This window comes from Maribacter sp. 6B07 (assembly GCF_002700155.1).
GTDB classification, from domain to species: Bacteria; Bacteroidota; Bacteroidia; order Flavobacteriales; family Flavobacteriaceae; genus Maribacter; species Maribacter dokdonensis.
Window position 1 is genome coordinate 1,293,879 of sequence record NZ_PDUT01000001.1, and the last position, 23,388, is coordinate 1,317,266.

The window sequence follows — 23,388 nt, forward strand, 5'->3', positions numbered from 1 at the left end:
TTGAAGCCATTTATCTATAAAATAAAGGCTATTTGTACTAATGGGCTATTGATTTCTGGCGCTTAAATTAAAGAATTTATCTAAGATTGATAATCTATTTTCTCCGTTTTGAAAAAAATAGCGAACAAAATAAAAACAACTAATGCAAAACCAGCCGGATACATCCAAATGGTTTGCCATATATGTTCCTTATCATTTATTACATACGCAGTAGATATTTTACCTGCTACCCAAAAACCTATGAGCATACCTACCCCATAAGTTGCCAATGTAATTAGACCTTGGGCAGAGCTTTTAAATTTTTCACCAGCTTTGCTATCCGTATAAATCTGTCCTGAAACAAAGAAAAAATCATAACAGATTCCGTGTAATGCAATTCCGATTATCAGCATAAAGCTTAGCTCGTTTACATCTCCAAAGGCAAAGAGCAAATAACGTACTACCCAAGCGGCCATAGCAACAAGAATAGTTTTCTTAAAACCGAACTTGGTGAAAAAATAGGGCAATAAAAGCATAAAGGCAATTTCAGAAACTTGCCCCAATGTCATTTTACCGGTAGGATTGTTCATTCCTATCTCTACCAAAAAAGGATTGGCGTTCTGATAGTAGAATGCCAAAGGAATACATATTAAGACCGATGACACAAAAAATATCAAGAAGTTCTTGTCCTTAAACAGAGTTAAGGAATCTAAACCCAGTATTTCTTTGAAACTAATCTTACCCGTAGTTGCCGCTCTTGGTGGTGTTTTAGGTAATGTAAAACTAAAAACACCTAGTATGGCCGATGCAATTGCGGTCATCAAAAATGTATTTCTAAGCAGACCATCTCCAATATTGATGCCTTGGTCCCAATTAAACACATAGCTGATCGATAGGCCGGCTATTACCCAACCCAATGTTCCAAACACACGAACCAAAGAGAATTCCTTGGCAGGGTTTTTCATTTGATTGAAAGAGACCGAGTTCACCAATGCCAATGTAGGCATGTACAAAATCATATATCCTAAAACCAAAATATAAAAATCATCAAATTCGGTTGTTCCGTACATGAAATACATAAGTACCCCGCCTAGAATATGTAAAACTCCCAAGATTCTTTCCGCATTGAAATATCTGTCCGCAATAATTCCTATAACAAAGGGAGCTATAATAGCCCCCCAAGATTGTGTTGAAAATGCCAATGCTATTTCCCCATCTGTTGCTTTTAAGTTATTCCCTAAAAAAGTGCCCAATGTTACAAACCATGCACCCCAAATAAAAAACTCTAAAAACATCATGAAGCAAAGCTGTGCCCTAACTAAACTTTTCATCTATCTTCTATAATAAACATAATCAAAACCTATTGGCTTCTTCTCATTATTTCTAAAATCCACAGCAATTTGACCGCGGTGATTGGTAGAATGATTTATGATATGGAATAGAATATCCTGAACGGTATTTGTAAAAAGTCTACCCTCCGTATTCTCATAATCTATGCGCTTTTCAAAATTATCTGCATTGGAGATAATCTCAAAAGATGTACGCTGATTATCATAATGAATATCTGACCAGTCCTTTATCTCATGCTCTTGCCAAATCTGCAATTTGCTAGGCTTATCCACCAATCTAGCATTCCATATATGGTGCGCGTTCAGAATATGGCTAAACAAACGTACCGCGTTTGCCGGTACGTCGTCTAGCTCTGAACATTGCTCGATCAATTTTTTATTACAGTGAAAATTATAGTCGAAAATTTCATTAAAAAAAGCTTCCATACATCATTCCATAAAAATTATTCTATTTCATTTGAGGCTTTTATCAATAAGTCTCTAGTAGCAATAATACCAGCTTCTTCACTAATTTCAGAACCTTCATATTCTACACCAATAAAACCTGTATAACCTGCGTCTTTAACAATCTGCAACATTTGTACATAGTCTATACCAGTATCATACCCATCGGTATCAAAATTATTTGATTTGGCACTAACTGCCTTTGCGTAAGGCATAAGTTCTTTAACCCCCTTGTATTTATCATACTCTTTAAGGCAATCCCAACTATCTGGCTTACGTTCTATGCAGAAATTACCAAAATCAGGTAGACTTCCACAATTATCCATATTTACGGTTTTCATTACCTCCGCATGAAGTTCACCGTTAGAAGAGAGTCCGCCATGATTTTCTACCAAAATATTAATATTCTTGGTTTTTGCATAGGTAGCTAATTTTGTTAATCCGTCTACCGAATTTTTTATCCATTCTTCTGGCACGGTACTACCATTAAGATTTACTCTAATGGCATGGCAACCCATTGCTGCAGCTGCATCTACCCATTTTTTATGTTTTTCCACGGTTTCATTTCTTTCTGCTTCATCATTGACCGCCAAATTACCTTGGCCATCGATCATGATCAACACATTTTTCATTCCGTGCTTTTCAGCTTCGGCATTAGATTTGGCAACAAAATTTGCCATAGCCTCTTCAGAGTAATTTGCTTTTTCAAGTTCCGGATTGTACAATTGGCTAACATACTCTAATCCGGTAAAACCCCAATTTTTAGCTTTTTCGGCAAAAGAATACGGATCTACGCCATCTTCCCTAATCATTTTATGCATAGACCACTGCGCGAGTGATAAATCAAAAAATGGTTCGGCATTACGTGTTTCTTCTACTACTTCAGGTTCTGCCACTTTTTCTTTCTTGGCGTCTTTACAGGAGTAAGTACCTAATACAAATAGTCCAACACATACTGCTGTAGTAATCTTAATAAACTTGTTTGTTCTCATTTTTGGTTGTTTGTTGTTGTTTGAATAATAATCTCAATCGTTTGCGTAAAACCGTGTCTAGATTTTATGCATATGCAAGATGCATATTTTAGCGAATTTCGCAAGAAGAATGGACAATAAATGTATAGAATTAATTTAATATTTAATAAATTTAGAGATTAAACAACTTTTATGAGCAAATTTTATTACAATGAAGAGCAGGAGTCCTATGACGCTATAGTTGTAGGAACAGGAATTAGTGGTGGTTGGGCCGCAAAAGAATTATGTGAAGCCGGCCTTAAAACACTAGTTTTGGAAAGAGGTCGAATGGTAAAACATATTGAAGACTATGAGACCGCCAATATGGACCCATGGGATTTCCCGAATGCTGGGGAACCTACTAAGGAAATCATAGCACAACAACCAAAACAAAACAGAACCGGCTACACTACAAACCAAGCCAGTCACATGTGGTTCGTTAATGACCTTAAACATCCGTATAACGAAACCAAACGATTTGATTGGATGAGAGGTTACCATTTAGGTGGACGTTCTTTACAATGGGGCCGTCAAAGTTACCGTTTGAGCGATATTGATTTTGAAGCAAATAAAAAAGAGGGTATTGCCGTAGATTGGCCTGTACGCTATAAAGATATAGCACCTTGGTATGACAAGGTAGAAGAATATATAGGGGTAAGTGGAGAGAACTTAGGTTTGGAACAATTACCGGATGGTAAATTTCTACCTATGATGGAGCTTAACTGTGTTGAGCAGGAATTTAGGGAAAAGGTTGCGGAGAATTTTGATGGGCGTGTGGTAACAGCTGGTAGAACGGCCCATATTACAGGAACAAAACAATTTGACGGAAGAAGTAAATGTCAATTTAGAAATAGATGTATTAGAGGTTGTCCTTTTGGAGCTTACTTTAGTAGTTTATCATCAACATTACCGGCAGCGGAAGCTACAGGTAACATGACCTTGAGACCAGACTCTATTGTACATGAAGTAATGTATGATCCAAATACCAAGAAAGCAACAGGTGTAAAAGTAATTGACGCAAACACAAAAGAAACTTTTGAGTTCAAAGCAAAGGTGATTTTCTTATGTGCATCGGCCATTGCCTCTACATCTATCTTAATGCAATCTAAATCTGAAACGTTCCCTAATGGTATGGGTAACGCATCTGATCAATTAGGACGTAATATTATGGACCACCAATTACAAGTGGGTGCGTCTGGTAAGTTTGATGGTTTTGATGATAAATATTACAAAGGAAGAAAGCCAAGCGGTATCTATATTCCAAGATTTAGAAATTTAGGTGGTGATTCTGAAAGAGATTATAAAAGAGGATTTGGATACCAAGGTGGTGCCTCTAGAGGTAATTGGGAAGAAACCATTGCCGAGCTATCTTATGGTAAAGATTTAAAAGATGCCGTATTAAAACCAGGTGGATGGACGTTCGGTATGATGGGCTTTGGTGAAGTATTGCCATATGAGAACAATAGATTTACCCTAGACTATGACAAATTAGATGACTGGGGACTGCCTACCGTGACATTTGATGCCGAATTACAAGAAAACGAGCTTAAAATGCGAAAAGACATGCTTGAATCTGCTGTAGATATGTTAGAAAAAGCAGGTTTAAGAGATGTAAAAGGATATGATAACGAAAGTGCATTAGGTTTAGGTATTCATGAGATGGGAACTGCCCGTATGGGAAGAGACAGAAAAACATCGGTATTGAATGGTAACAATCAACTACATGATGTACCAAATGTTTACGTAACCGATGGTTCATTTATGACCTCTGCAAGTTGTGTAAACCCATCATTAACCTATATGGCCTTTACGGCCAGAGCTGCAAACCATGCAGTTCAAGAACTTAAAAAAGGAAATATATAATGGATAGAAGACGCGTATTAAAAAATATGGGAATGTCACTTGGATATATGGTGGCTACCCCAACTTTATTATCGATCGTTCAAAGCTGTAAAAGTGAACCGGCAATTACCTGGACTCCCGAATTTCTAGCTCAATCCCAAGGTAACGTTTTAACAAAATTGGTTGACATCATTTTACCTAAAACAGATACTCCCTCTGCTTCTGAAGTACAAGTAGATATTTTTATCGACAAATTTGCGCAAGATGTAATGGAAAAGGAACAACAGGATTTCCTTAAAATGTCAATGACCAAATTTATTGATAAAGCGTTGGCAGATTCTGGCAAGGAAAATGCCGAAGATCTTACCACCGAAGACTTAGAGCCAGTATTGGCAAGTTCTTTGAAATACACAAAAGATCAGCAAGCAGAAATGTTCGAAACTATCAATAGTTACACAAAAGCTATATCTGAAGGTACAACCGCGGAAATAGATGATGAAATATCAAGATTTGCATTTGCCAACAACTTGAGAGGAATGACCATTTGGGGCTATAAAGCTTCTGAATATGTAGGTGAAGAAGTATTGGCATATTTACCTGTACCGGGTGAATACGTAGCATGTGGAGATATGCAAGAGCTTACAGGTGGTAAGGCATGGTCCTTATAACCATATAACTTTCTAATTATTAAAAGCCAAGAACTTGATCGTACATAGTTCTTGGCTTTTTACTTTAAAAAACCACTTATGAAAAGAAGAAATTTCATTCAAAAGTCCGCCTTGACCACAGGGGCCATTTCATTAGCTAGCAGTTTAGCTTATGCAAATTCTATGAACCAGAAACCAAAAGTTCATAAATACAACCTAAAATATGCTCCCCATTTAGGGATGTTCAAAAATCTTGCAGGTGAAGATCCTATTGATCAATTAAACTTTATGGCCGATCAAGGTTATACCGCATTCGAAGATAATGAAATGCGTAAACGACCTATTGAACTGCAAGAGAAGATGGCAAAAACCATGAAGGAACGTGGTTTGGAGATGGGCGTCTTCGTAGCACATGAAATACATTGGAAAACCCCTAATCTGGCGTCTGGAGATAAGACAAAAAGAGCAGAGTTCTTAAATGATATTAAAAACTCTATAGCGGTTGCCAAGCGGGTGAACGCCAAATGGATGACAGTAGTACCCGGACATTTAGATTTGAAAATAAAAATGGGCTACCAGACTGCCAACGTTATTGAAAGTCTTAGACAGGCATCAGCTTTACTGGAACCACATAATATTGCAATGGTTTTGGAACCTTTAAATTTCAGGGATCATCCAGGATTATTCCTGACGGATTCGCCCCAAGCCTATGAAATATGTAGAGCAGTTGATTCACCTTCATGTAAAATATTGTTCGATATCTACCACCAACAAATACAAGAAGGTAATTTAATACCCAATATGGAAGCTTCTTGGTCTGAAATAGCCTATATACAAATTGGAGATAACCCCGGTAGAAAAGAACCCACAACTGGCGAAATAAACTATGGCAACGTATTCAAATGGATTCATGAGCAGGGTTATGATGGTATTTTAGGCATGGAACATGGAAACTCTAGAGAGGGCAAAGAAGGTGAACTCGCCGTTATTGAAGCATATAAAAAAGTAGATAGCTTTAAATAGGGTTCAGCAACACTATGACTGACTAGTAAAAAGAAGAACTGAATGTATTTCATCGAAAAATAATATTTATTCGATGAAATACATATTCACTTTGTAAGAATTAACTTACTTATTCGTTCTTTTGTATATGTCCCAATACCTACAAGCAATACTCGTTTATGCCGGTTTATTACTGGCTTCAAAATTATCTTTTTACATCTATAAGAAGATAAGGTCCAATTCATTTGAGCTATTTCAAATGAAACTAACCTACAAATGGTTCAACTTTAAAAACGCTGTAAGATTAATGTATCACAGTCTTTTTAACGATACCATTAAATTTCCGTAATCCAAACAGGTTTTTAATACGTATATAGCTTATACCCTTTTACTTAAGTTATGGAAAACTACATTACAATATTAATGATATATGTAGCCGCGTTGGTATTTACGACGGTATTAAAGCCATATATCACAAACGATAAATAAACGCCCCCTTACTTAACCTCCGGCTTAGCCGTATGTAAAAAAGACCCCAAAATGTGGGGTCTTTTTTATGGTTATTTTTAAAAATGGTATTTAAGAACCACACATTAAACAATCATCATCTGCCTGCCCTTCCTTAGCCCTAGCAATCATTTCTTTCATCTCCTGAGGTGACAAAGGTGCTATATCCAATTCTGCTTGAGGAGCCACTTTAGAAACCTTTGTATCTGTAATAACCACTTCACTGTCTATTGCCGTAACAACTTCTGTCTTCTTCACCTCATCTGTAGCGACAACATTTTTCTTACTGTTATCCAATGTAAACTTGATCGCATCAACAGCTGCTTTGGTACGTAAATAATACATTCCTGTCTTTAAACCACTCTTCCAAGCATAAAAATGCATTGAGGTAAGTTTAGAATAATTGGCATTTTCCATAAACAAGTTTAAGGACTGGCTCTGATCAATAAAATAACCTCTTTGTCTAGACATATCTATAATGTCTTTCATACTGAGCTCCCAAACCGTTTTATACAGATCCCTGATATCTTGGGGTATTGTTTCTATATGCTGAATAGATCCATTGGCTCTCATAAGCTCTTGTTTCATACTCTCGTTCCACATACCTAAACCAACAAGATCTTCTAAAAGATGTTTATTGACCACAATAAATTCACCTGAAAGAACGCGTCTGGTATAAATGTTAGATGTATAAGGTTCAAAACACTCATTGTTCCCTAATATTTGCGAAGTGGAAGCAGTAGGCATAGGTGCTACTAAAAGAGAGTTTCTTACCCCATTGGTCTGCACTTCTTTACGAAGTTTTGCCCAGTCCCATCTACCGGATAATTCATCATCTTTTACTCCCCACATATTGTATTGAAATTCTCCTTTGGACATTGGAGAACCTTCAAAAGTAGAATATGGACCTTCTTCTTTGGCCATTTCCATAGATGCCGTCACCGCACCAAAATATAAAGTTTCAAAAATTTCTTGGTTTAATTTTTTTGCATCGTCACTTGTGAAAGGCATTCTCAGCATTATAAAAGTATCTGCAAGACCCTGCACACCTAAACCAATAGGCCTATGGCGCATGTTTGAGTTCTCCGCTTCTTTAACAGGGTAGTAATTTCTATCAATGACCTTGTTAAGGTTTTTAGTCACTCTCTTGGTTACCTTAAACAATTCTTTATGATCAAACTCACCGTTTTTTACAAACATAGGTAACGCAATAGATGCTAAATTACACACGGCTACCTCATCTGGCGAAGTATATTCCATGATTTCGGTACAAAGATTTGATGAACGTATGGTTCCAAGATTCTTTTGATTGCTCTTACGGTTGGCTGCATCTTTATACAACATATACGGTGTGCCCGTTTCTATCTGCGATTCTAATATTTTTTCCCAAAGTTCCCGCGCCTTGACCGTTTTGCGTCCTTTACCTTCAGCTTCATATTGTAGATAAAGTTTTTCAAACTCATCACTATGTCTATTAAACAAATCTGGACATTCATTAGGACACATTAAAGTCCAATCTTCATTGGCTTCTACCCTTCTCATGAACAAATCTGAAATCCACATGGCATAAAACAAATCCCTTGCACGCATTTCTTCCTTACCATGGTTCTTTTTAAGGTCTAAAAATTCAAAAATATCGGCATGCCAAGGCTCAAGATATATTGCAAAACTACCTTTACGTTTACCACCACCTTGATCTACATAGCGAGCAGTATCATTAAACACTTGTAGCATTGGCACTATACCATTTGATGTACCGTTTGTACCTGCTATATAAGACCCAGTTGCTCTAATGTTATGTATAGATAAACCTATACCTCCTGCAGATTGGGAAATTTTGGCGGTCTGTTTTAAAGTATCATAAATACCATCAATACTGTCATCTTTCATAGCCAAAAGAAAACATGATGACATTTGAGGCTTTGGTGTTCCTGAATTGAACAATGTTGGCGTAGCATGTGTAAAGAACTTTTTAGACATTAGTTCATACGTTTCTATAGCAGCATCAAGGTCATTTAAATGTATACCTACAGATACTCGCATTAGCATGTGTTGTGGTCGTTCTGCAATTTTACCATTGATTTTTAATAAGTAAGAACGCTCTAAAGTCTTAAAGCCAAAATAGTCATAGCTAAAATCTCTATTATAGATAATTGTAGAATCTAATCTTTCTGAATTTTCAGCAATTACCTTATGAACCTCATCTGATAATAAAGGAGCCTTTTTACCAGTTCTAGGGTTGACATAAGTATATAGGTCGTTCATGGTTTGTGAGAACGATTTTTTAGTATTCTTATGTAGGTTAGATACAGATATACGTGCAGCCAATTTTGCATAATCTGGGTGTGTGGTAGTCATTGTTGCCGCTATTTCCGCTGCTAGATTATCTAACTCAGAAGTAGTTACACCATCGTAAAGACCTTCTATTACCCGCATAGCTACCTTTAGCGGATCAACAAGACCATTTAGACCATAACATAATTTACGTACACGTGCGGTGATCTTATCAAACATGACCACTTCTTTTCTTCCATCTCTTTTAACTACGAACATTTGGCTACAAACAATTAAGGGTTAATATTATATTTACGTTATTAATGTTAAAATTTTAACATTTTAAATGATGACACAATTTTCCCGTATACTTCTATTGGTAAAATTGTGCACTACATTAATTAGAAATCAGCATCAAAGCTAATTTTCTGGGAATCATCATCTTTATCTTTGTTCAAAACGCCTGCTTTCTGATATTCAGAAACACGTTTTTCAAAGAAGTTAGTTTTGCCTTGCAAGGAAATCATATCCATAAAATCAAATGGATTGGAGGCATTGTACACTCTATCACATTCAAGTTCAACTAATAACCTATCTGTTACAAATTCCAAATACTGCGTCATTAATTTAGAGTTCATTCCAATTAAACTAACCGGTAACGACTCTGTAATAAACTCACGCTCAATATCCAGGGCATTGGTCAAAATTTGAGTAATACGTTCTTTTGGCACTTTATTCATTAAATGTTTGTTATGCAGGTGAACCGCATAATCACAATGCATGCCTTCATCTCTTGATATAAGTTCGTTAGAAAAAGTTAGACCTGGCATTAAGCCCCTTTTCTTTAACCAGAATATGGAACAGAAGGCACCGGAGAAAAATATACCTTCTACTGCTGCAAAAGCAATTAATCGTTCTGCAAAACTTGGCGACTCGATCCAATTTAAGGCCCAATCTGCTTTTTTCTTTATTGCTGGAAAATTTTCCAAAGCTTTGAAAAGAACATTCTTTTCCTTTTCATCTTTTACATAAGTATCTATCAAAAGCGAATAGGTTTCAGAATGAATATTCTCCATCATTATTTGAAATCCGTAAAAGAACTTTGCTTCGGCATATTGTACCTCACTCACAAAATTTTCAGCCAAATTCTCATTAACAATACCATCGGAAGCTGCAAAAAATGCAAGAATATGTTTTATAAAATAACGCTCGTCATCATTCAGTTTGTTATTCCAATCATTTAAATCTTCATGAAGATCAATCTCCTCCGCTGTCCAAAAACAAGCCTCACATTTTTTATACCATTCCCATAAATCATCATGTTTAATAGGAAAAATAACAAAGCGATCATCATTTGGCTCCAAAATAGGCTCTAAAGCTGCGGACATATAATTTAGATTTAAAATTAGTAGTGAAAAAGAAATAGTTTTCTTCTCTGAAGGTACTAACAAAGATTTAAAATTGCATTGAAAATATAAAGTTAGTTTAGGTATTTTGACCACAAAGTTTTTAACACCGTGTGTTGAAATGTACCTGTACTCCTAGTGTTCATTAACCTTTGCGAAATAAGGGCTTAGCGTTAATTTTAGGTAAACTTTAAACATGAATTTTTTAAACCAAAAAGTATAAAAAATCATACTCAATGGTTTATTAAAACTAGTTTATAAAAAGAGGTAAAACAGGTAAGTGTATTCCATAAAAAATGTACGGCCCCACTAATGCTTCTATTATGAAAAATGCCCACCAAAACTAATAAAGGTAGTTCCCCCGAAACCTTTTCTTAGAATGTAATCATACGACTAATCGTATTTATACTATATGGCGCTCAAACATTAGATATAAGGCAACATACACTACCTTATAAAGAACCGTACTATTTTTAAACTTTTATCAGTGCATTGAAAGAGCCCTTGACATTCAAAGATTCTCCGTTAGCATTTTCTAATTGTACTTCTAAATTTCCATCAACTTTATTAGAAATACTTTCCTTTATTATAACATCACCAGATTTCACAAAGAAAGGCAGTTCACCTACCTCACTTAAATCGGCAAAACCATATACTCCGCTGAACCTATTGATCAGACAATGAATGTTTTTAATTTTATGTTTACCGACCGAAACACCAACGTCATCAGTATTAGTCGATGCGATAACAATTTCCAGATTATGCATCTTTTTAGTATCACAATCAGAAAAACTCAACACTAATTTATCTGCAATATTTCCAAAGTTATCAGGTTCAGTAATTCTTTTAAACGATGCAAAACCGTCTATATGAAAATTAGTACTGCCAATGATGTTAAAACTACAAGTGCCATCATCCAATTTATTATTAGTAACCCCAACTTTTGACCCACCACTTAATAGCATAAATGGTACAATACCAAAGCAAACCAACTTCAAAAATTTACCAACAAACCGAAAACTATTCTTCATGATCATTAGTTGAGTTTTTGAATTATGGTCTGGTCACTTTATTTTGTTTTAGTTCAATAGCTACTTCCAATCCCTCATTAATTGGCTCTTCATCTTCCATAAAATGAGATGCAATCAATAAGATTACAATAAAAAATGCCAACATATAACCGCATTTTCTCATTTCAATTTCATTTATAATATACTGAAACTCTAGGCTAAAGGTAATTTTAAGCTGAAACAGCAAACACCTATTTTGTATAATCTGCACTCTTTTATGTATAATCGGAGCATGAAAAATTCAAAAGAATTTTCATAAATATAATTTGTAGTATTTTTCTTTCTTTTTGTATTTATAAATCCAAATAATCGCCACCTAGTCAAAATATACCGATTACACTAAAATTAGATCCATTGACACAAAATAGCATTCAAAAACCATACAAAAACTTAATTTTTCATAACTTTCTAACTTGATACCCTAACCTTATGCTACAAGCTGTAATTGTTGATGATGAAATAAAAGCACTGCAAAGCTTAACGTGGGAGCTCACTAATTTTAGTGATGAAATCAACGTAATTGCCTCATTTACCAATCCAAATGAAGCACTTACCTACTTAGAAAAACACACACCAGACTGCCTATTCTTAGATATAGAAATGCCCACTATGGACGGTTTTCAATTCATTAGAAAACTGACCAACAAGAATTTTCCTGTTGTAATAACTACCGCCTATAACCAATATGCCTTAAAGGCCATTAAGAGTCAGGCTCTAGATTATCTATTAAAACCGATCGATACCGATGATTTGGAAGAAACCATTGCAAAGATCAAAAAATTCAACAATAACAATTTTTCTGTCGAGAAATTGGAAATGGTACTTTTAAACTATAATTCAAGAGCCATACATAAGCGTATTACTTTAAATACCGACGGCAAATTGTTATTTCTAGAAAGCGATGAAATATTATACGCAGAATCTGATGGTAACTACAGCACCATTTTTTTAACAGATGGTCAAAAAATAGTGTTAACCAAAAAATTGAAAGAGGTAAATGAATTACTACCTTCCGATTCTTTTTTCAGAATTCATAATTCATACATCATTAATTTAAATAAAATAAAGGAATTCTTGAAGACAGATGGTTACGTGGTATTAAAGTCCAACCATAAAATACCTGTTTCCAGACAAAAAAAATCAGATTTTTTAGACATGTTGTAAGTCAACAACCGTAAAAACCATTTCAAAGCTTTTCTAAAATAATAGTGTACATCATTAGGTATAAAATTTCATTCTTACTTCTCTATGCTTTAGTGCTGTCTTTTTACGGTTACTCGCAAGACATATTTACTGTTTTAAAGGAAAACATGGACAGCCTTTTAACGGTAGTACCAGAAACCCATAAAGAAATTGATGATATTCTAAAACCATATAGTAATGATAGCACATCGCTTCGTTATATTCAAGAAAGGTCAATTACCGATAAGTATGTTTTAGGACAAGTATATGCGCTCAATCAACTTGGTTCATTGTACCGTGATCAAGCACTATACCAAGAAGCCTTAGCCTTATACCAATACGCGCTCCAATTATCGGTTGAAGCAAACAATATAGAATTTAGGGTCTACAGCCTAAATATGATCAGCAGTGTATATTCAAGGACAGAAGCCATTAAGTCCTCTTTGGACTATAGTCAAAATGCACTTGAATTGGCTGAAACTGTAGCTACACCCAGCGACGGACTCAAAAAGAGCATTATAGCGTCTTTAAATAATATAGGAGCAACCTATCAAATGCTTGAGCAGTATGACCTGGCCATAGAAAAGTACGAGAGATCGATGATTCTTGAAAAAGAATTGGACGATAAGCTGGGCTTGGCCATTAACCATAAAAACCTAGGCGAATGTTATGAAGCCCAAGGCAAATTGGAGCCCGCTTTAAAAAACTTCAGAAAATCCCTTGTTTATTATGAGATTATGGACTCTAATAAGGGCAAAATAACGTGTAATTACAACATTGCCCATGTATATGTCCATCAAGGCAAAATTCAGGAAGCTATAGACATTCTACAATCAAATTTGTTGAAAGCAATTTCCTTAGATGACAATAAACTCATTACTACCATTTACATAAACCTTGGCTGGGCCTTTATTCGTTTAGGGGATTATAATGCCGCAGAAACCAATTTAGAATCTGGTTTAACATTGGCAAAAACGAACAAACTGAACGCAGAAATAGCAGAAGCAAATAAATTTCTGTCTGAACTATGGATCAAACGTGACGATTACCAAAAGGGAATGCGTTACTATAAAGATTTTAAAAAATATGAAGAACGCATAACCAGCTCACTCAACCTTAGGTATGTGAATGATATGATTCTGCGATATGAATCTGAAATGAGGGCCAATCAACTAGAACGTCTTGCAGAAGAGAATGAATCTGTTCGTTTAAAGTTGAAGAAAAATAAGACCATGTTGATTATCATAGGTATATCACTTATACTATTGATAGGTATTTTATACATTCTCTATCGCCAGAGCCAATTGAATGCAGATAAAAAGCTATTAACATTGGAACAAAGTATGCTTCGGAGCCAAATGAATCCACATTTTTTATTCAATTCACTGAACTCAATTAAATTATATATTATAAACAATGAGAAGAAAAATGCCGTTCATTACCTCAACAAATTTTCAAAACTGGTAAGAAAAATACTAGAGGCATCTTCCCAACGCGAGATTTCTCTGGCAGAGGAACTAGAAACTGTTGAGCTTTATATGAACATAGAGAACATTAGGTTTTCTAATGAAATCAACTTCAACGTCCATATAAAAGACGACATTGATATTCATAACATTAAAATTCCATCGCTAATTCTACAACCGTTTCTAGAAAATGCATTATGGCACGGACTATCTTCAAAGGAGGGTGCCAAAAATATTGACTTAGAAGTAAAAAAAGGTAAAAACGGCTTTATAGAGATAGTAATAACGGACAACGGTGTAGGTAGAGATGCTGCAGAACGAATAAAAGACAGTAAAGTACTTAAAAGAAAATCTGTTGGCATCGATATTACCAAAGAGCGTTTAGCAAATTTCTCCCGTGACTATGAAAACTATTTCCACGTTGATATCATTGACAAATTCGATGACGATACAAATCCGATCGGCACACAAATCGTAATTTATATACCTACTATTTAAGATGGTCCGCGGCTACCTCTTCTAACTCTTTATACCAAGCCTCACCAAATTTTCTGATCAACGCTTCTTTCACAAACTTATAAATAGGCACTTTTAATTCGTCACCTAAGGCGCATGCAGGGTCACAAATATGCCATTTATGGTAATTAACCGCAGTCAATTCTGTGTACTCACGAACTCTTATAGGGTATAAATGACATGAAACCGGTTTTTTCCAGTTAATCACACCTTGGTTATAAGCCTCTTCAATACCACATTTGGCAACTTTTTTTTCATCAAAAATTACGTAGGCACACTCACTACCGTTTACTAACGGAGTTTCCCATTCACCATCTTCTCCCTTCACAAAAGCTCCTTCTTTTTCAATAACCGAAATTCCCTCAGGTCTTAGAAAAGGTTTTACTTTTGAATAGATATCTACCATAATTTCCGTTTCACTATCCTCTACGGGAGCACCTGCCTCTCCGTCTACGCAACAACCACCCTTACAGGCGCTAAGATTACAAACGAAATCATTCTCTATTATTTCCTCGGATACTATGGTTTTCCCTAATTGAAACATGGCTTAGTTTAAAGACCGCAAGATACATATTTTAAAAAAGTCTTTGAGATAGATTATTTTAAGAATAAAGATCCAAATGCATACATAAAACGTAAATTTGCAAAAAATTTGAAAGATGGAATTTCATTTTAACTTAAGGGAGATTGCTACAGCTAGCATGGTTCTATTTGCCGTAATAGATATTTTAGGCAGTATACCCATTATCATAGGGTTACGTAAAAAGGTTGGGCACATACAATCTGAAAAAGCTTCTGTTGTAGCTGCCGTGATCATGGTAGCCTTTTTGTTCCTTGGTGAGGAGATATTGAACTTGATCGGTATTGATGTAAATTCATTTGCCGTTGCGGGAGCTTTTATTATTTTCTTTTTGGCTATTGAGATGATTTTAGGCATTACCCTATACAAGGATGACGAACCAGAGAGTGCATCTGTTGTACCTATTGCCTTCCCATTAATTGCGGGTGCCGGTACATTGACCTCTTTACTTTCTTTAAGAGCTGAATATTATGTAGAAAATATAATCGTTGCCATAATCGTCAATATTATATTCGTGTTCATAGTATTGAAATCATCGGGCAAGATCGAAAAAATGCTAGGCAAAAATGGTGTTAATGTAATTAGAAAGGTTTTTGGGGTAATTCTTATGGCCATCGCCGTTAAATTATTCGCCGCTAACATTAATCAACTTTTCTAGACCGATAGAAGGTTGTACTTTTATAAAAACAAGATTATATGAGCAAGACGTTATCCATAATATTCATAGTTATTGCAATTGCTTTAATTGCCTATAATGTCACATTGGTAAATTTTGCAGATCCTTTTGAAAAGAACAGTACCATTGCATTGATCGGTATTATGGCATCTTTATGTGCTATAGTACTACTTTTGGTATTTGTAACCAGCAAGAAGATTCAGGATAAGATGAACCAAGATTAGTTGTAGGTCTTAATTGCGCCAGACTCTTGCTGTTCAATACCACCACCATCTAACTCCAATACTTTCTGCAGCATTAAGTCCTCATCTGCCTTAATTTTGGCATGTATATTTGTATTGAACAGTTGTTCTGCAATATTAGCCTTTAAGAACAGTTTAATGCTATTCTCATGCTCATAAAAGTTCATTCTTAGGTTTCTATCTACCGAATACTCCACAAACTTTTCAAAAAGGATATCATCAACATTAAAATCGTTCACGAACTCCTCTTGGGTATACTGGGCATACCGTTCACGATCTTCATCTAAATGTTCAAATACAAAAAATGAAATAAAGCCCAAATTATCCATACTATCCACTGCCTCTTCCTCATTTGAACCGATAGGCACAAAGACATCCGGAATTATTCCGCCACCGCCATAGACCACTTTTCCCTTAGGGGTTACAAATTTCAATGAATCTGCCACTTTTATGCTATCAACCGAAATCATTTCGCCACTATGATATCTGTCGGTAAAACGTTGATAATAATCTTTAGTGCCATTTGCGTATGTTTTCTGAATACTTCTACCCGTTGGGGTGTAATATCTAGAAACGGTCAGTCTAACTGCAGAACCATCGCCTAAAGCCATTTCTCGCTGTACCAAACCTTTACCAAAAGAACGACGACCAACAATGGTACCTATATCATTATCTTGTAACGCACCGGCAACAATTTCACTAGCCGAAGCAGATCTTTCGTTGATCAAAACATAAATAGGCTTATCTTCAAAACTACCTTCGTCAGTTGCGAAACTTTTACTGATCTTTCCCTTCTTATTTTTAGTAAACAAGATCAGTTTACCATCTTCCAAGAACTCGTCCGCCATTTCTTCTGCCATACCCAAATAACCGCCTGGATTATCCCTTAGATCAAGAACCAACTTGCGGGCACCACGTTTTTGTAATTTTCCTAAAGCATCTTTAAATTCTTTATAGGTAGACTCAGCAAAACGATTCACTTTAATATAGCCCATATCCTTTGTTAGCATGTAGAAGGCATCTACACTTTTTAAAGGCACTATACCACGTTTTACTTTAACGTTAAACGTTCTATTTTCAGACTTTCTAAAGACAGTAAGGTCAACCGAAGTACCTTCTTTACCTTTTAGCTTGTCCACAATAATTTCGCTAGGAAAATCATGACCATAAAGCGTGTCTTCATCAGCCATTAAAATACGATCGCCAGGTAATATTCCCTTTGCATGGCTAGGACCATCCTTAACGGTTTTGATTACTGCAATGGTATCATGATAAGAGTAAAAATTAATGCCTATACCCACAAAATCACCTTTCATATTATCTGCTACGCTAGACATTTCCTTTTCTGAAATATAGACCGAATGGGGATCTAATTTTTCTAGGATACTATTCACGGTAACATCGACTATACTATCTGTATTTACATCGTCTACGTACTCGTAATCAATGTAATCTATAAGTCTGTTTAATTTATCTTTTTTGGAATTGGTAGAGAATAGTCTTTCGGGAGAATCATTAAAATTCAGTTTTCCACCAATAAAAAACCCTAATGCAAGAGCAGAAGCGATAATTAAAGGAAAAAGAGCACTGTATTTTTTGTTCATCATTAGTGTTAACGTTAGTTTGTCACATTTATTTCTGGCATGTGTTCTATTTCAACCCCAGCTTTCTCTAAAAATTTTAATCCCGAATCATCTTTATAACCAACTTGATACACCACACGTTTAATGCCAGACTGATGAATTAGTTTGCTACATTCTCTACAGGGAGATAAAGTGATGTATAAAGTAGCCCCTTGGCAAGATTGTGTTGAACTGGCAACCTTAAGAATGGCATTTGCCTCTGCATGTAAAACATACCACTTGGTATACCCATCTTCATCTTCACAATAATTTTCAAAACCGGTAGGGGTACCGTTATAACCATCAGATATAATCATTCTATCCTTGACGATAATTGCACCTACCTGTTTTCTTTTACATGACGATAATTTTCCCCATTCTGTGGCCATTCTTAAATAGGCCCTATCGTATTTTAATTGTTTTTCTTTCTTCATGAACGGTGAGCTTTATAAAAGCGCATAACCCTAAGTTACCTGCTTTGAACAGTAACAACATTATGTTAGGCTAAACTTTAACAATCTAAAAAGGAAATGTTTCATATAACAACGGTAAGGTTATCAGTATCACAACAATACTGCCTACCAATATAAAAGCAAGCTGTTTTACATTCATTAGTGTTTGGACAACAAAAGCTAGGACCAATACCAACAAAACAATAACCACTTGAGATAATTCTATTCCACCGGCAAAACCCAGTAAAGGTGCAAGCTTATCTTCTTCACCCATAATCATCATCTTAAAGTAGTTGGAAAAGCCAAAACCATGAACCAGACCAAAAAAACCTGTTGCCAACATATGAAACCAAATTGTTCTATTTTCTTTAAGCAACAATACATCTACTATATTGAACAACGCTGTTGCTAAAATGGTTACAGGTATTAAAAACTCTATCCAAGTAGCATCTACTACCATAATCTCATAAACTGAGAAAACCAAAGCTAAACAGTGGGTTACCGTAAAAACGGTTGCCAACCATAATACGTTTTTCCAGCTTTTAAACGTAAATGGCAGCGCCATCGCCGTCAAAAAAAGGATATGGTCATATGCATTGATATCCAATACATGTTGCAAACCTAATTTTATATAAAACCAAAATTCTTGCATTGCACTTTTATATTATCTGTTCAAACTAATTTAATCCGCGTTCCTTTTGTATAGTTTCGTAAGCCTCTTGTACTTGTTTAAATTTCTCTTCAGCACCTTTCTTAATAGCTTCATCTTGAGTATTGACCCTATCCGGATGGTATTTTTTTGCCATTTGCCTGTACGCCTTTTTCACCTCGGCATCGGTGGCAGTTTTAGGCACATCAAGAATTTTATAAGCATTGTTAGCAGATTTCACGAACATGGCTTTAATACTTTCAAACTCGTTCAATGATACTCTAAGGTAACCTGCAATTTCCCTTATTTTTTGAATTTCAGGATTACTAATGTTGCCATCTGATTGTGCTATACCAAATAAAAAATGCAATAATTGTAATCTGACCTCATAGCGGGTACGTTGTGCCAAAAATGTACACACGTTTTGTGCGGATATCTGCCCTTTTTTATTGATTTCATTGAATCTCCTAAAAATAGCATTTGCCTTATCCTTCCCATAAGTGCTCACAAAGTACTGACGTACATAGTCCATTTCTGATTGGCTTACTTGTCCGTCTGCCTTTATAACTATAGAACATAAAGACAACAAGTTCAATTCAAAATCTGCAGCCGTAACATTTGGTCTGGTATAATCTTCAAAAACGCTACGTGCACTGCCCTTACTAGACCCAAAAAAGTTATCTATAATACTGCCGGCAAAGAAGCCTAAAATTGCTCCAGATAACCCTCTAAAAGAAAAACCAATTACGGCCCCTAACCATTTAATCATTTTCGTAAACTCAATTTTGCCAAAGATAAAATATTACGAATAGAAAGTATGGCCAATGAAACGTTAAGGTATAAAGCAGTCCTACGACTAATTGATTATCTTTGTAACAATTAATTAAAAAATTAAGAATATGTACCCTGCGGAATTAGTTAAACCAATGAGAGATGATCTGGCCTCTGCCGGATTTGAAGAATTATATACTGCAGATGCAGTTACCGATGCCATTAACAAAGAAGGAACAACTTTAGTTGTTGTAAACTCTGTTTGTGGTTGCGCAGCTGCCAATGCAAGACCTGCGGCCAAAATGAGCTTGCAGAACAGTAAAAGACCTGATCATGCCGTAACGGTATTTGCCGGCGTTGATAAAGAAGCGGTTGATGCAGCAAGAAATCTAATGATCCCTTTTCCTCCATCATCGCCATCAATGGCTTTGTTCAAAAATGGAGAATTGGTTCACATGATCGAACGTCACCATATTGAAGGTAGACCAGCTGAAATGATTGCTCAAAATTTAGCACAAGCTTATGATGAGTTTTGCTAAAACTATGGTCTTAGACTCTATTTAAGTAAAATAATAGTATTAAAAAACCGCTCTAATTGAGCGGTTTTTTATTTTTGTAAGATGCAGAAACTGCTTTCATATATAATAACCCCCTTTTTTTTCATAGCTTTTGGACTATGTCTTCTTATTTTTCACCCCATTCAATGGTTTGGTTTTAAAGTTTTTGGATACAATGGACTAAAGCCTGTTGTTAGCAAGCTGAATTTCTTTTTAATGCGAAGCACTAATATTTTAGGCACTACGTATAAATTCACCAACAAATACGATCTTCCTACAAACAGGCCTTTAATAATTGTAACCAATCACCAAAGTATGTATGACATACCCCCGTTGATTTGGTACATGCGCAAACACCACCCAAAGTTTGTGAGTAAAAAAGAATTGGGTAAAGGTATACCAAGCGTTTCCTTCAATCTTGTTCATGGTGGTTCTGTTCTTATAGATAGAAAGGATGGGAAATCCGCTATTATGGAGATAGGCAAACTTGGATCGTACATTGAAAAACATAATAGAAGTGCAGTAATTTTTCCTGAAGGTACCAGAAGTAGGGATGGGCACCCAAAACCGTTTAAACCTATGGGACTTAAAATGCTTCTTAAAAAAGCGCCTTCAGCTTTGATCGTTCCCATAAGCATCAATAATTCATGGAAGCTTGTAAGATTCGGTCAATTTCCTATGGGATTAGGTTCCAAGGTACGTTTAGAGGTACAACAACCCATAGAGAACAAGGGTAATCTTGATGAACTAATAACACAAATTGAAGCATCCGTAGTAAGCGGTATAAACTCCTTTAAATGACCAACTCAGAAATCGTAGAAGAAACTATCATTTTCGTCAAAGAAACATTAAAAAATGCCGAGGGAGGTCATGATTGGTTCCATATTGAACGTGTTTTCAATAATACCATGCTTATTGCTAAAGAGGAAGACGTAAATTTATTGGTGGTAAGCCTTGGTGCCTTACTTCATGATATTGCAGACGCCAAATTTAATGATGGTGATGAATCTTTAGGACCAAAGATGGCAGAGAACTTTTTGTTAAGTCTAAAAGTTCCCAAAAGAACCATTAACCACGTCACCAATATCATTAAATATAGTTCTTTTAAGGCTGGTCTAAATGATGGTAAAATGAAGAAAAAACTATTTACGTCAAAAGAACTTCAGGTAGTACAAGATGCCGATCGCTTAGATGCTATTGGCGCCATAGGTATTGCAAGGGCCTTTAATTATGGTGGGTTTAAAAATAGAGCCCTTTATGACCCCAGTATACCTCCTAACTTGGAAATGAGTAAAGAGGAGTATAAAAAGTCAAAAGCGCCTACTCTAAATCACTTCTACGAAAAACTATTATTACTTAAAGATAAAATGAACACCGCAACCGGAAAGCGATTGGCCCAGCAAAGACACCAATATATGATAGACTTTCTAGAACAATTTTACCAAGAATGGAGTCCTCTTAAAAATTTAAGCTAGCCATTACCGAATCATATCTATATTTTAAGTCATAAAAAAAGGGTCTCAATTTCAATTGAGACCCTTTACATTTTCTGAATTATTTATTTCTGCGGCAACTCTCTTGTTAACCAACCTCTTCTACTTGCCGTTGCAATAGCATAAGGGGTAATCCAGAACAGACCAAAAGTATATAGAACACTGTAAGAATATGCCCAAAAAGACTCTGAGAACGTATATCTTTTTGCGTAAAATATTACCGGGAATGTTGACAGTACCAAAATACTTAAGAACGTTGAGCTTAAGAACAACAACGGATGCGTGAAAACAAAAACTAACATGAACAGTACAAATGGGTAACACAATACAATTCTTGAGAACTGGCTGAAGAATAATAATCTAGTACCTGCTTTTGGTCCTTTTCTAAAGTTCGTAAATACATATTTAGACATTTGAATATTCTCACGAACATTACTTCTACCCCATCTAATGAACATCTTATACAGACCTTTATATTTTTCAGGAACATTGGTATAAGCAAAAGCATTTCTTTGAAACAATACGTGGAAACCTTGCTTTAAGATCATATTGGTCATAGCTCTATCTTCACCAATATCAGAAGGCTGCCCCATAAAGGTTTGGTTGATCCACTCATCTAAGCAACCAAATACCGCAGTAGCTCTATAAGCTGCCAAAGCTCCTGGAGTACATAAAACTGAATTTAAAGTACTTTCAGAAGAACGTACAAACTCAAAACTAAGTGCAAAACTTACATCTAACATTTTAGGTAAAATTTCCTTCTTGTTATTTAAAACACGAATATTACCTGCAACCGCACCACAGTTTTCATCAACGATGAACGGACTAACTAAATTTCTTAAAGTATCTGGATCAACTATAGAGTCACTGTCCACTGTAACAAAAATTTCACCTGTACCTTCCTTAAAGCCTCTGTAAAGTGCATGACGTTTACCCATATTCTTAGGCTGTTGACAAATAGAAACCCTGTCACCTAATTCTTTTTTTGCCTCTTGCATCCAGTTCCAAGTGTCATCTTTACTACCATCATCAATTGCCAATAATTGCACTTTATGCTCTGGGTAGTCACTATCTGCCAAACTTTTTAAGGTGGCCCAAACTTGTTTTCCTTCATTATAAGCCGGTACAATAACGGTCACCGTAGGCAGTTCATCATCTGAAACTGAAGGTATAGCCTTGTACTTTAAAAAACGGACAAACGTATAGATGAAAAAACTTAACTTGAATACAAAGAAGGCCGCAGCAACGATCATAAAAATAAATCCTATTAAGCTACTTCTGCGTTCTAAATGTAAGTCTGAAAAATCGCTCTGTAATATATAAGCCAAATAAGCAGATCCAAACATTAATACAAATGTGCTGCCCATTACAAAAACACCCCATGCATTGGCATTTTCTATTTGGTTGGCAATTTTGGAAAAGAAAGACTTTTTAGTTTTCTTTTCGGTTTTGTTGTTTACGGTTTTCATATTTTTTATGGTAGTGTTCTTGGTTTTCATAAATGGTTCTAATATTTATTTCATTCTCCCTATCTACGCTTAGAATCATCTTTTAGATCTTATTTTAACAAAAGTTTTTAAAGATTTTTTTACCGTAAACTTTACCACGATTTTTTTACTTAGCACACTAATTTAAAACCATAAATTTTTGAC

The 23,388-nt window shown here is 35.5% G+C and carries 23 protein-coding genes; 10 read left to right on the top strand and 13 right to left on the bottom strand.

Annotated elements, in window-relative coordinates:
• Positions 1–80: 80 nt before the first annotated feature.
• Genes CSC80_RS05410 through CSC80_RS05420 form a run of 3 tightly spaced genes read right to left on the bottom strand, consistent with a single transcriptional unit; the run spans position 81 to position 2,764 of the window.
• On the bottom strand, positions 81–1,310 hold the full coding sequence (locus tag CSC80_RS05410) for a nucleoside permease (protein WP_099190321.1): 1,230 nt from the start codon (positions 1,308–1,310) through the stop codon (positions 81–83).
• On the bottom strand, positions 1,311–1,754 hold the full coding sequence (locus CSC80_RS05415) for a DinB family protein (protein ID WP_058104400.1): 444 nt from the start codon (positions 1,752–1,754) through the stop codon (positions 1,311–1,313). It abuts the gene before it with no gap.
• 17 nt (positions 1,755–1,771) lie between these two features.
• A complete protein-coding gene (locus CSC80_RS05420) occupies positions 1,772–2,764 on the bottom strand; it encodes a sugar phosphate isomerase/epimerase family protein (protein ID WP_099190323.1) in 993 nt (330 codons plus the stop codon).
• A 171-nt stretch (positions 2,765–2,935) separates the two neighbouring features.
• Here CSC80_RS05420 and CSC80_RS05425 point away from each other — a divergent pair, with 171 nt between their 5' ends.
• The 3 genes from CSC80_RS05425 to CSC80_RS05435 all read left to right on the top strand — a co-directional run bounded on the left by CSC80_RS05425 (position 2,936) and on the right by CSC80_RS05435 (position 6,294).
• Positions 2,936–4,645, top strand: a complete 1,710-nt coding sequence (locus tag CSC80_RS05425) for a GMC family oxidoreductase (RefSeq protein ID WP_099190325.1) — start codon at positions 2,936–2,938, stop codon at positions 4,643–4,645.
• Positions 4,645–5,292, top strand: a complete 648-nt coding sequence (locus tag CSC80_RS05430) for a gluconate 2-dehydrogenase subunit 3 family protein (RefSeq protein ID WP_071340965.1) — start codon at positions 4,645–4,647, stop codon at positions 5,290–5,292. Before CSC80_RS05425 ends, CSC80_RS05430 begins: the two co-directional genes overlap by 1 nt.
• Positions 5,293–5,370: 78 nt before the next feature.
• On the top strand, positions 5,371–6,294 hold the full coding sequence (locus tag CSC80_RS05435; protein ID WP_099190327.1) for a TIM barrel protein: 924 nt from the start codon (positions 5,371–5,373) through the stop codon (positions 6,292–6,294).
• Positions 6,295–6,852: 558 nt separating this feature from the next.
• On the opposite strand, the gene CSC80_RS05440 is transcribed toward CSC80_RS05435, so the two are convergent.
• From CSC80_RS05440 to CSC80_RS05455, 4 genes are all read right to left on the bottom strand, one after another.
• The gene (locus tag CSC80_RS05440; protein WP_099190329.1) at positions 6,853–9,333 is read right to left on the bottom strand and encodes a ribonucleoside-diphosphate reductase subunit alpha; all 2,481 of its coding nucleotides are present in this window, start codon (positions 9,331–9,333) and stop codon (positions 6,853–6,855) included.
• A 122-nt stretch (positions 9,334–9,455) separates the two neighbouring features.
• Positions 9,456–10,442: a ribonucleotide-diphosphate reductase subunit beta gene (locus CSC80_RS05445; RefSeq protein ID WP_058104406.1), complete on the bottom strand. Its 987-nt coding sequence runs from the start codon at positions 10,440–10,442 to the stop codon at positions 9,456–9,458.
• A gap of 491 nt (positions 10,443–10,933) precedes the next feature.
• Positions 10,934–11,491, bottom strand: a complete 558-nt coding sequence (locus CSC80_RS05450; protein WP_143751720.1) for a hypothetical protein — start codon at positions 11,489–11,491, stop codon at positions 10,934–10,936.
• Positions 11,492–11,513: 22 nt separating this feature from the next.
• Positions 11,514–11,741 carry a hypothetical protein gene (locus CSC80_RS05455; RefSeq protein WP_074671142.1) on the bottom strand — a complete coding sequence of 76 codons (228 nt, stop codon included), beginning with the start codon at positions 11,739–11,741 and terminating at the stop codon, positions 11,514–11,516.
• A gap of 218 nt (positions 11,742–11,959) precedes the next feature.
• On the opposite strand from CSC80_RS05455, the gene CSC80_RS05460 reads away from it, so the two are divergent.
• Positions 11,960–12,694, top strand: a complete 735-nt coding sequence (locus tag CSC80_RS05460; protein WP_058104409.1) for a LytTR family DNA-binding domain-containing protein — start codon at positions 11,960–11,962, stop codon at positions 12,692–12,694.
• 146 nt (positions 12,695–12,840) lie between these two features.
• On the top strand, positions 12,841–14,676 hold the full coding sequence (locus CSC80_RS05465; RefSeq protein WP_099190334.1) for a tetratricopeptide repeat protein: 1,836 nt from the start codon (positions 12,841–12,843) through the stop codon (positions 14,674–14,676).
• On the opposite strand, the gene CSC80_RS05470 is transcribed toward CSC80_RS05465, so the two are convergent.
• Complete coding sequence (locus CSC80_RS05470) at positions 14,669–15,238, bottom strand: DUF3109 family protein (protein WP_099190336.1); 570 nt, start codon at positions 15,236–15,238, stop codon at positions 14,669–14,671. The genes CSC80_RS05465 and CSC80_RS05470 overlap by 8 nt on opposite strands.
• 115 nt (positions 15,239–15,353) lie before the next feature.
• Between CSC80_RS05470 and CSC80_RS05475 the strand changes: the two genes are divergently transcribed.
• Together CSC80_RS05475 and CSC80_RS05480 are read left to right on the top strand one after the other, a co-directional pair.
• Positions 15,354–15,932: a MarC family protein gene (locus tag CSC80_RS05475; protein WP_058104411.1), complete on the top strand. Its 579-nt coding sequence runs from the start codon at positions 15,354–15,356 to the stop codon at positions 15,930–15,932.
• Between the two features lie 38 nt (positions 15,933–15,970).
• Positions 15,971–16,174 carry a hypothetical protein gene (locus tag CSC80_RS05480; protein WP_058104412.1) on the top strand — a complete coding sequence of 68 codons (204 nt, stop codon included), beginning with the start codon at positions 15,971–15,973 and terminating at the stop codon, positions 16,172–16,174.
• On the opposite strand, the gene CSC80_RS05485 is transcribed toward CSC80_RS05480, so the two are convergent.
• The 4 genes from CSC80_RS05485 to CSC80_RS05500 form a co-directional block, all read right to left on the bottom strand.
• Positions 16,171–17,796: a S41 family peptidase gene (locus CSC80_RS05485; RefSeq protein WP_091609087.1), complete on the bottom strand. Its 1,626-nt coding sequence runs from the start codon at positions 17,794–17,796 to the stop codon at positions 16,171–16,173. The two genes, CSC80_RS05480 and CSC80_RS05485, sit on opposite strands and share 4 nt — an antisense overlap.
• 14 nt (positions 17,797–17,810) lie before the next feature.
• Positions 17,811–18,248 carry a dCMP deaminase family protein gene (locus tag CSC80_RS05490; RefSeq protein ID WP_058104413.1) on the bottom strand — a complete coding sequence of 146 codons (438 nt, stop codon included), beginning with the start codon at positions 18,246–18,248 and terminating at the stop codon, positions 17,811–17,813.
• A gap of 85 nt (positions 18,249–18,333) precedes the next feature.
• On the bottom strand, positions 18,334–18,918 hold the full coding sequence (locus CSC80_RS05495; protein WP_099190338.1) for a HupE/UreJ family protein: 585 nt from the start codon (positions 18,916–18,918) through the stop codon (positions 18,334–18,336).
• Positions 18,919–18,943: 25 nt separating this feature from the next.
• Positions 18,944–19,684, bottom strand: a complete 741-nt coding sequence (locus CSC80_RS05500) for a TerB family tellurite resistance protein (protein WP_074671123.1) — start codon at positions 19,682–19,684, stop codon at positions 18,944–18,946.
• Positions 19,685–19,814: 130 nt separating this feature from the next.
• Here CSC80_RS05500 and CSC80_RS05505 point away from each other — a divergent pair, with 130 nt between their 5' ends.
• The 3 genes from CSC80_RS05505 (at position 19,815) to CSC80_RS05515 (ending at position 21,718) form a co-directional block, all read left to right on the top strand.
• Positions 19,815–20,225: a BrxA/BrxB family bacilliredoxin gene (locus tag CSC80_RS05505; protein WP_058104416.1), complete on the top strand. Its 411-nt coding sequence runs from the start codon at positions 19,815–19,817 to the stop codon at positions 20,223–20,225.
• Positions 20,226–20,459: 234 nt separating this feature from the next.
• The gene (locus CSC80_RS05510) at positions 20,460–21,044 is read left to right on the top strand and encodes a lysophospholipid acyltransferase family protein (RefSeq protein ID WP_317038729.1); all 585 of its coding nucleotides are present in this window, start codon (positions 20,460–20,462) and stop codon (positions 21,042–21,044) included.
• Positions 21,041–21,718 carry an HD domain-containing protein gene (locus CSC80_RS05515; RefSeq protein WP_058104418.1) on the top strand — a complete coding sequence of 226 codons (678 nt, stop codon included), beginning with the start codon at positions 21,041–21,043 and terminating at the stop codon, positions 21,716–21,718. The genes CSC80_RS05510 and CSC80_RS05515 overlap by 4 nt, the downstream gene beginning before the upstream one ends.
• 83 nt (positions 21,719–21,801) lie before the next feature.
• Here the strand turns inward: CSC80_RS05515 and CSC80_RS05520 are convergent, their stop codons facing one another.
• Positions 21,802–23,235 (bottom strand): glycosyltransferase family 2 protein, encoded by a 1,434-nt coding sequence (locus tag CSC80_RS05520; protein ID WP_074671118.1) that lies wholly within the window; start codon positions 23,233–23,235, stop codon positions 21,802–21,804.
• Positions 23,236–23,388: the final 153 nt, after the last annotated feature.

Coding starts and splice junctions, on each gene's coding strand:
- CSC80_RS05410 (WP_099190321.1), bottom strand. CDS start 1,310: ATGAAAAGTTTAGTTAGGGCACAGCTTTGCTTCATGATGTTTTTAGAG.
- CSC80_RS05415 (WP_058104400.1), bottom strand. CDS start 1,754: ATGGAAGCTTTTTTTAATGAAATTTTCGACTATAATTTTCACTGTAAT.
- CSC80_RS05420 (WP_099190323.1), bottom strand. CDS start 2,764: ATGAGAACAAACAAGTTTATTAAGATTACTACAGCAGTATGTGTTGGA.
- CSC80_RS05425 (WP_099190325.1), top strand. CDS start 2,936: ATGAGCAAATTTTATTACAATGAAGAGCAGGAGTCCTATGACGCTATA.
- CSC80_RS05430 (WP_071340965.1), top strand. CDS start 4,645: ATGGATAGAAGACGCGTATTAAAAAATATGGGAATGTCACTTGGATAT.
- CSC80_RS05435 (WP_099190327.1), top strand. CDS start 5,371: ATGAAAAGAAGAAATTTCATTCAAAAGTCCGCCTTGACCACAGGGGCC.
- CSC80_RS05440 (WP_099190329.1), bottom strand. CDS start 9,333: ATGTTCGTAGTTAAAAGAGATGGAAGAAAAGAAGTGGTCATGTTTGAT.
- CSC80_RS05445 (WP_058104406.1), bottom strand. CDS start 10,442: ATGTCCGCAGCTTTAGAGCCTATTTTGGAGCCAAATGATGATCGCTTT.
- CSC80_RS05450 (WP_143751720.1), bottom strand. CDS start 11,491: ATGAAGAATAGTTTTCGGTTTGTTGGTAAATTTTTGAAGTTGGTTTGC.
- CSC80_RS05460 (WP_058104409.1), top strand. CDS start 11,960: ATGCTACAAGCTGTAATTGTTGATGATGAAATAAAAGCACTGCAAAGC.
- CSC80_RS05465 (WP_099190334.1), top strand. CDS start 12,841: ATGGACAGCCTTTTAACGGTAGTACCAGAAACCCATAAAGAAATTGAT.
- CSC80_RS05470 (WP_099190336.1), bottom strand. CDS start 15,238: ATGTTTCAATTAGGGAAAACCATAGTATCCGAGGAAATAATAGAGAAT.
- CSC80_RS05475 (WP_058104411.1), top strand. CDS start 15,354: ATGGAATTTCATTTTAACTTAAGGGAGATTGCTACAGCTAGCATGGTT.
- CSC80_RS05480 (WP_058104412.1), top strand. CDS start 15,971: ATGAGCAAGACGTTATCCATAATATTCATAGTTATTGCAATTGCTTTA.
- CSC80_RS05485 (WP_091609087.1), bottom strand. CDS start 17,796: ATGAACAAAAAATACAGTGCTCTTTTTCCTTTAATTATCGCTTCTGCT.
- CSC80_RS05490 (WP_058104413.1), bottom strand. CDS start 18,248: ATGAAGAAAGAAAAACAATTAAAATACGATAGGGCCTATTTAAGAATG.
- CSC80_RS05495 (WP_099190338.1), bottom strand. CDS start 18,918: ATGCAAGAATTTTGGTTTTATATAAAATTAGGTTTGCAACATGTATTG.
- CSC80_RS05500 (WP_074671123.1), bottom strand. CDS start 19,684: ATGATTAAATGGTTAGGGGCCGTAATTGGTTTTTCTTTTAGAGGGTTA.
- CSC80_RS05505 (WP_058104416.1), top strand. CDS start 19,815: ATGTACCCTGCGGAATTAGTTAAACCAATGAGAGATGATCTGGCCTCT.
- CSC80_RS05510 (WP_317038729.1), top strand. CDS start 20,460: ATGCGAAGCACTAATATTTTAGGCACTACGTATAAATTCACCAACAAA.
- CSC80_RS05515 (WP_058104418.1), top strand. CDS start 21,041: ATGACCAACTCAGAAATCGTAGAAGAAACTATCATTTTCGTCAAAGAA.
- CSC80_RS05520 (WP_074671118.1), bottom strand. CDS start 23,235: ATGAAAACCAAGAACACTACCATAAAAAATATGAAAACCGTAAACAAC.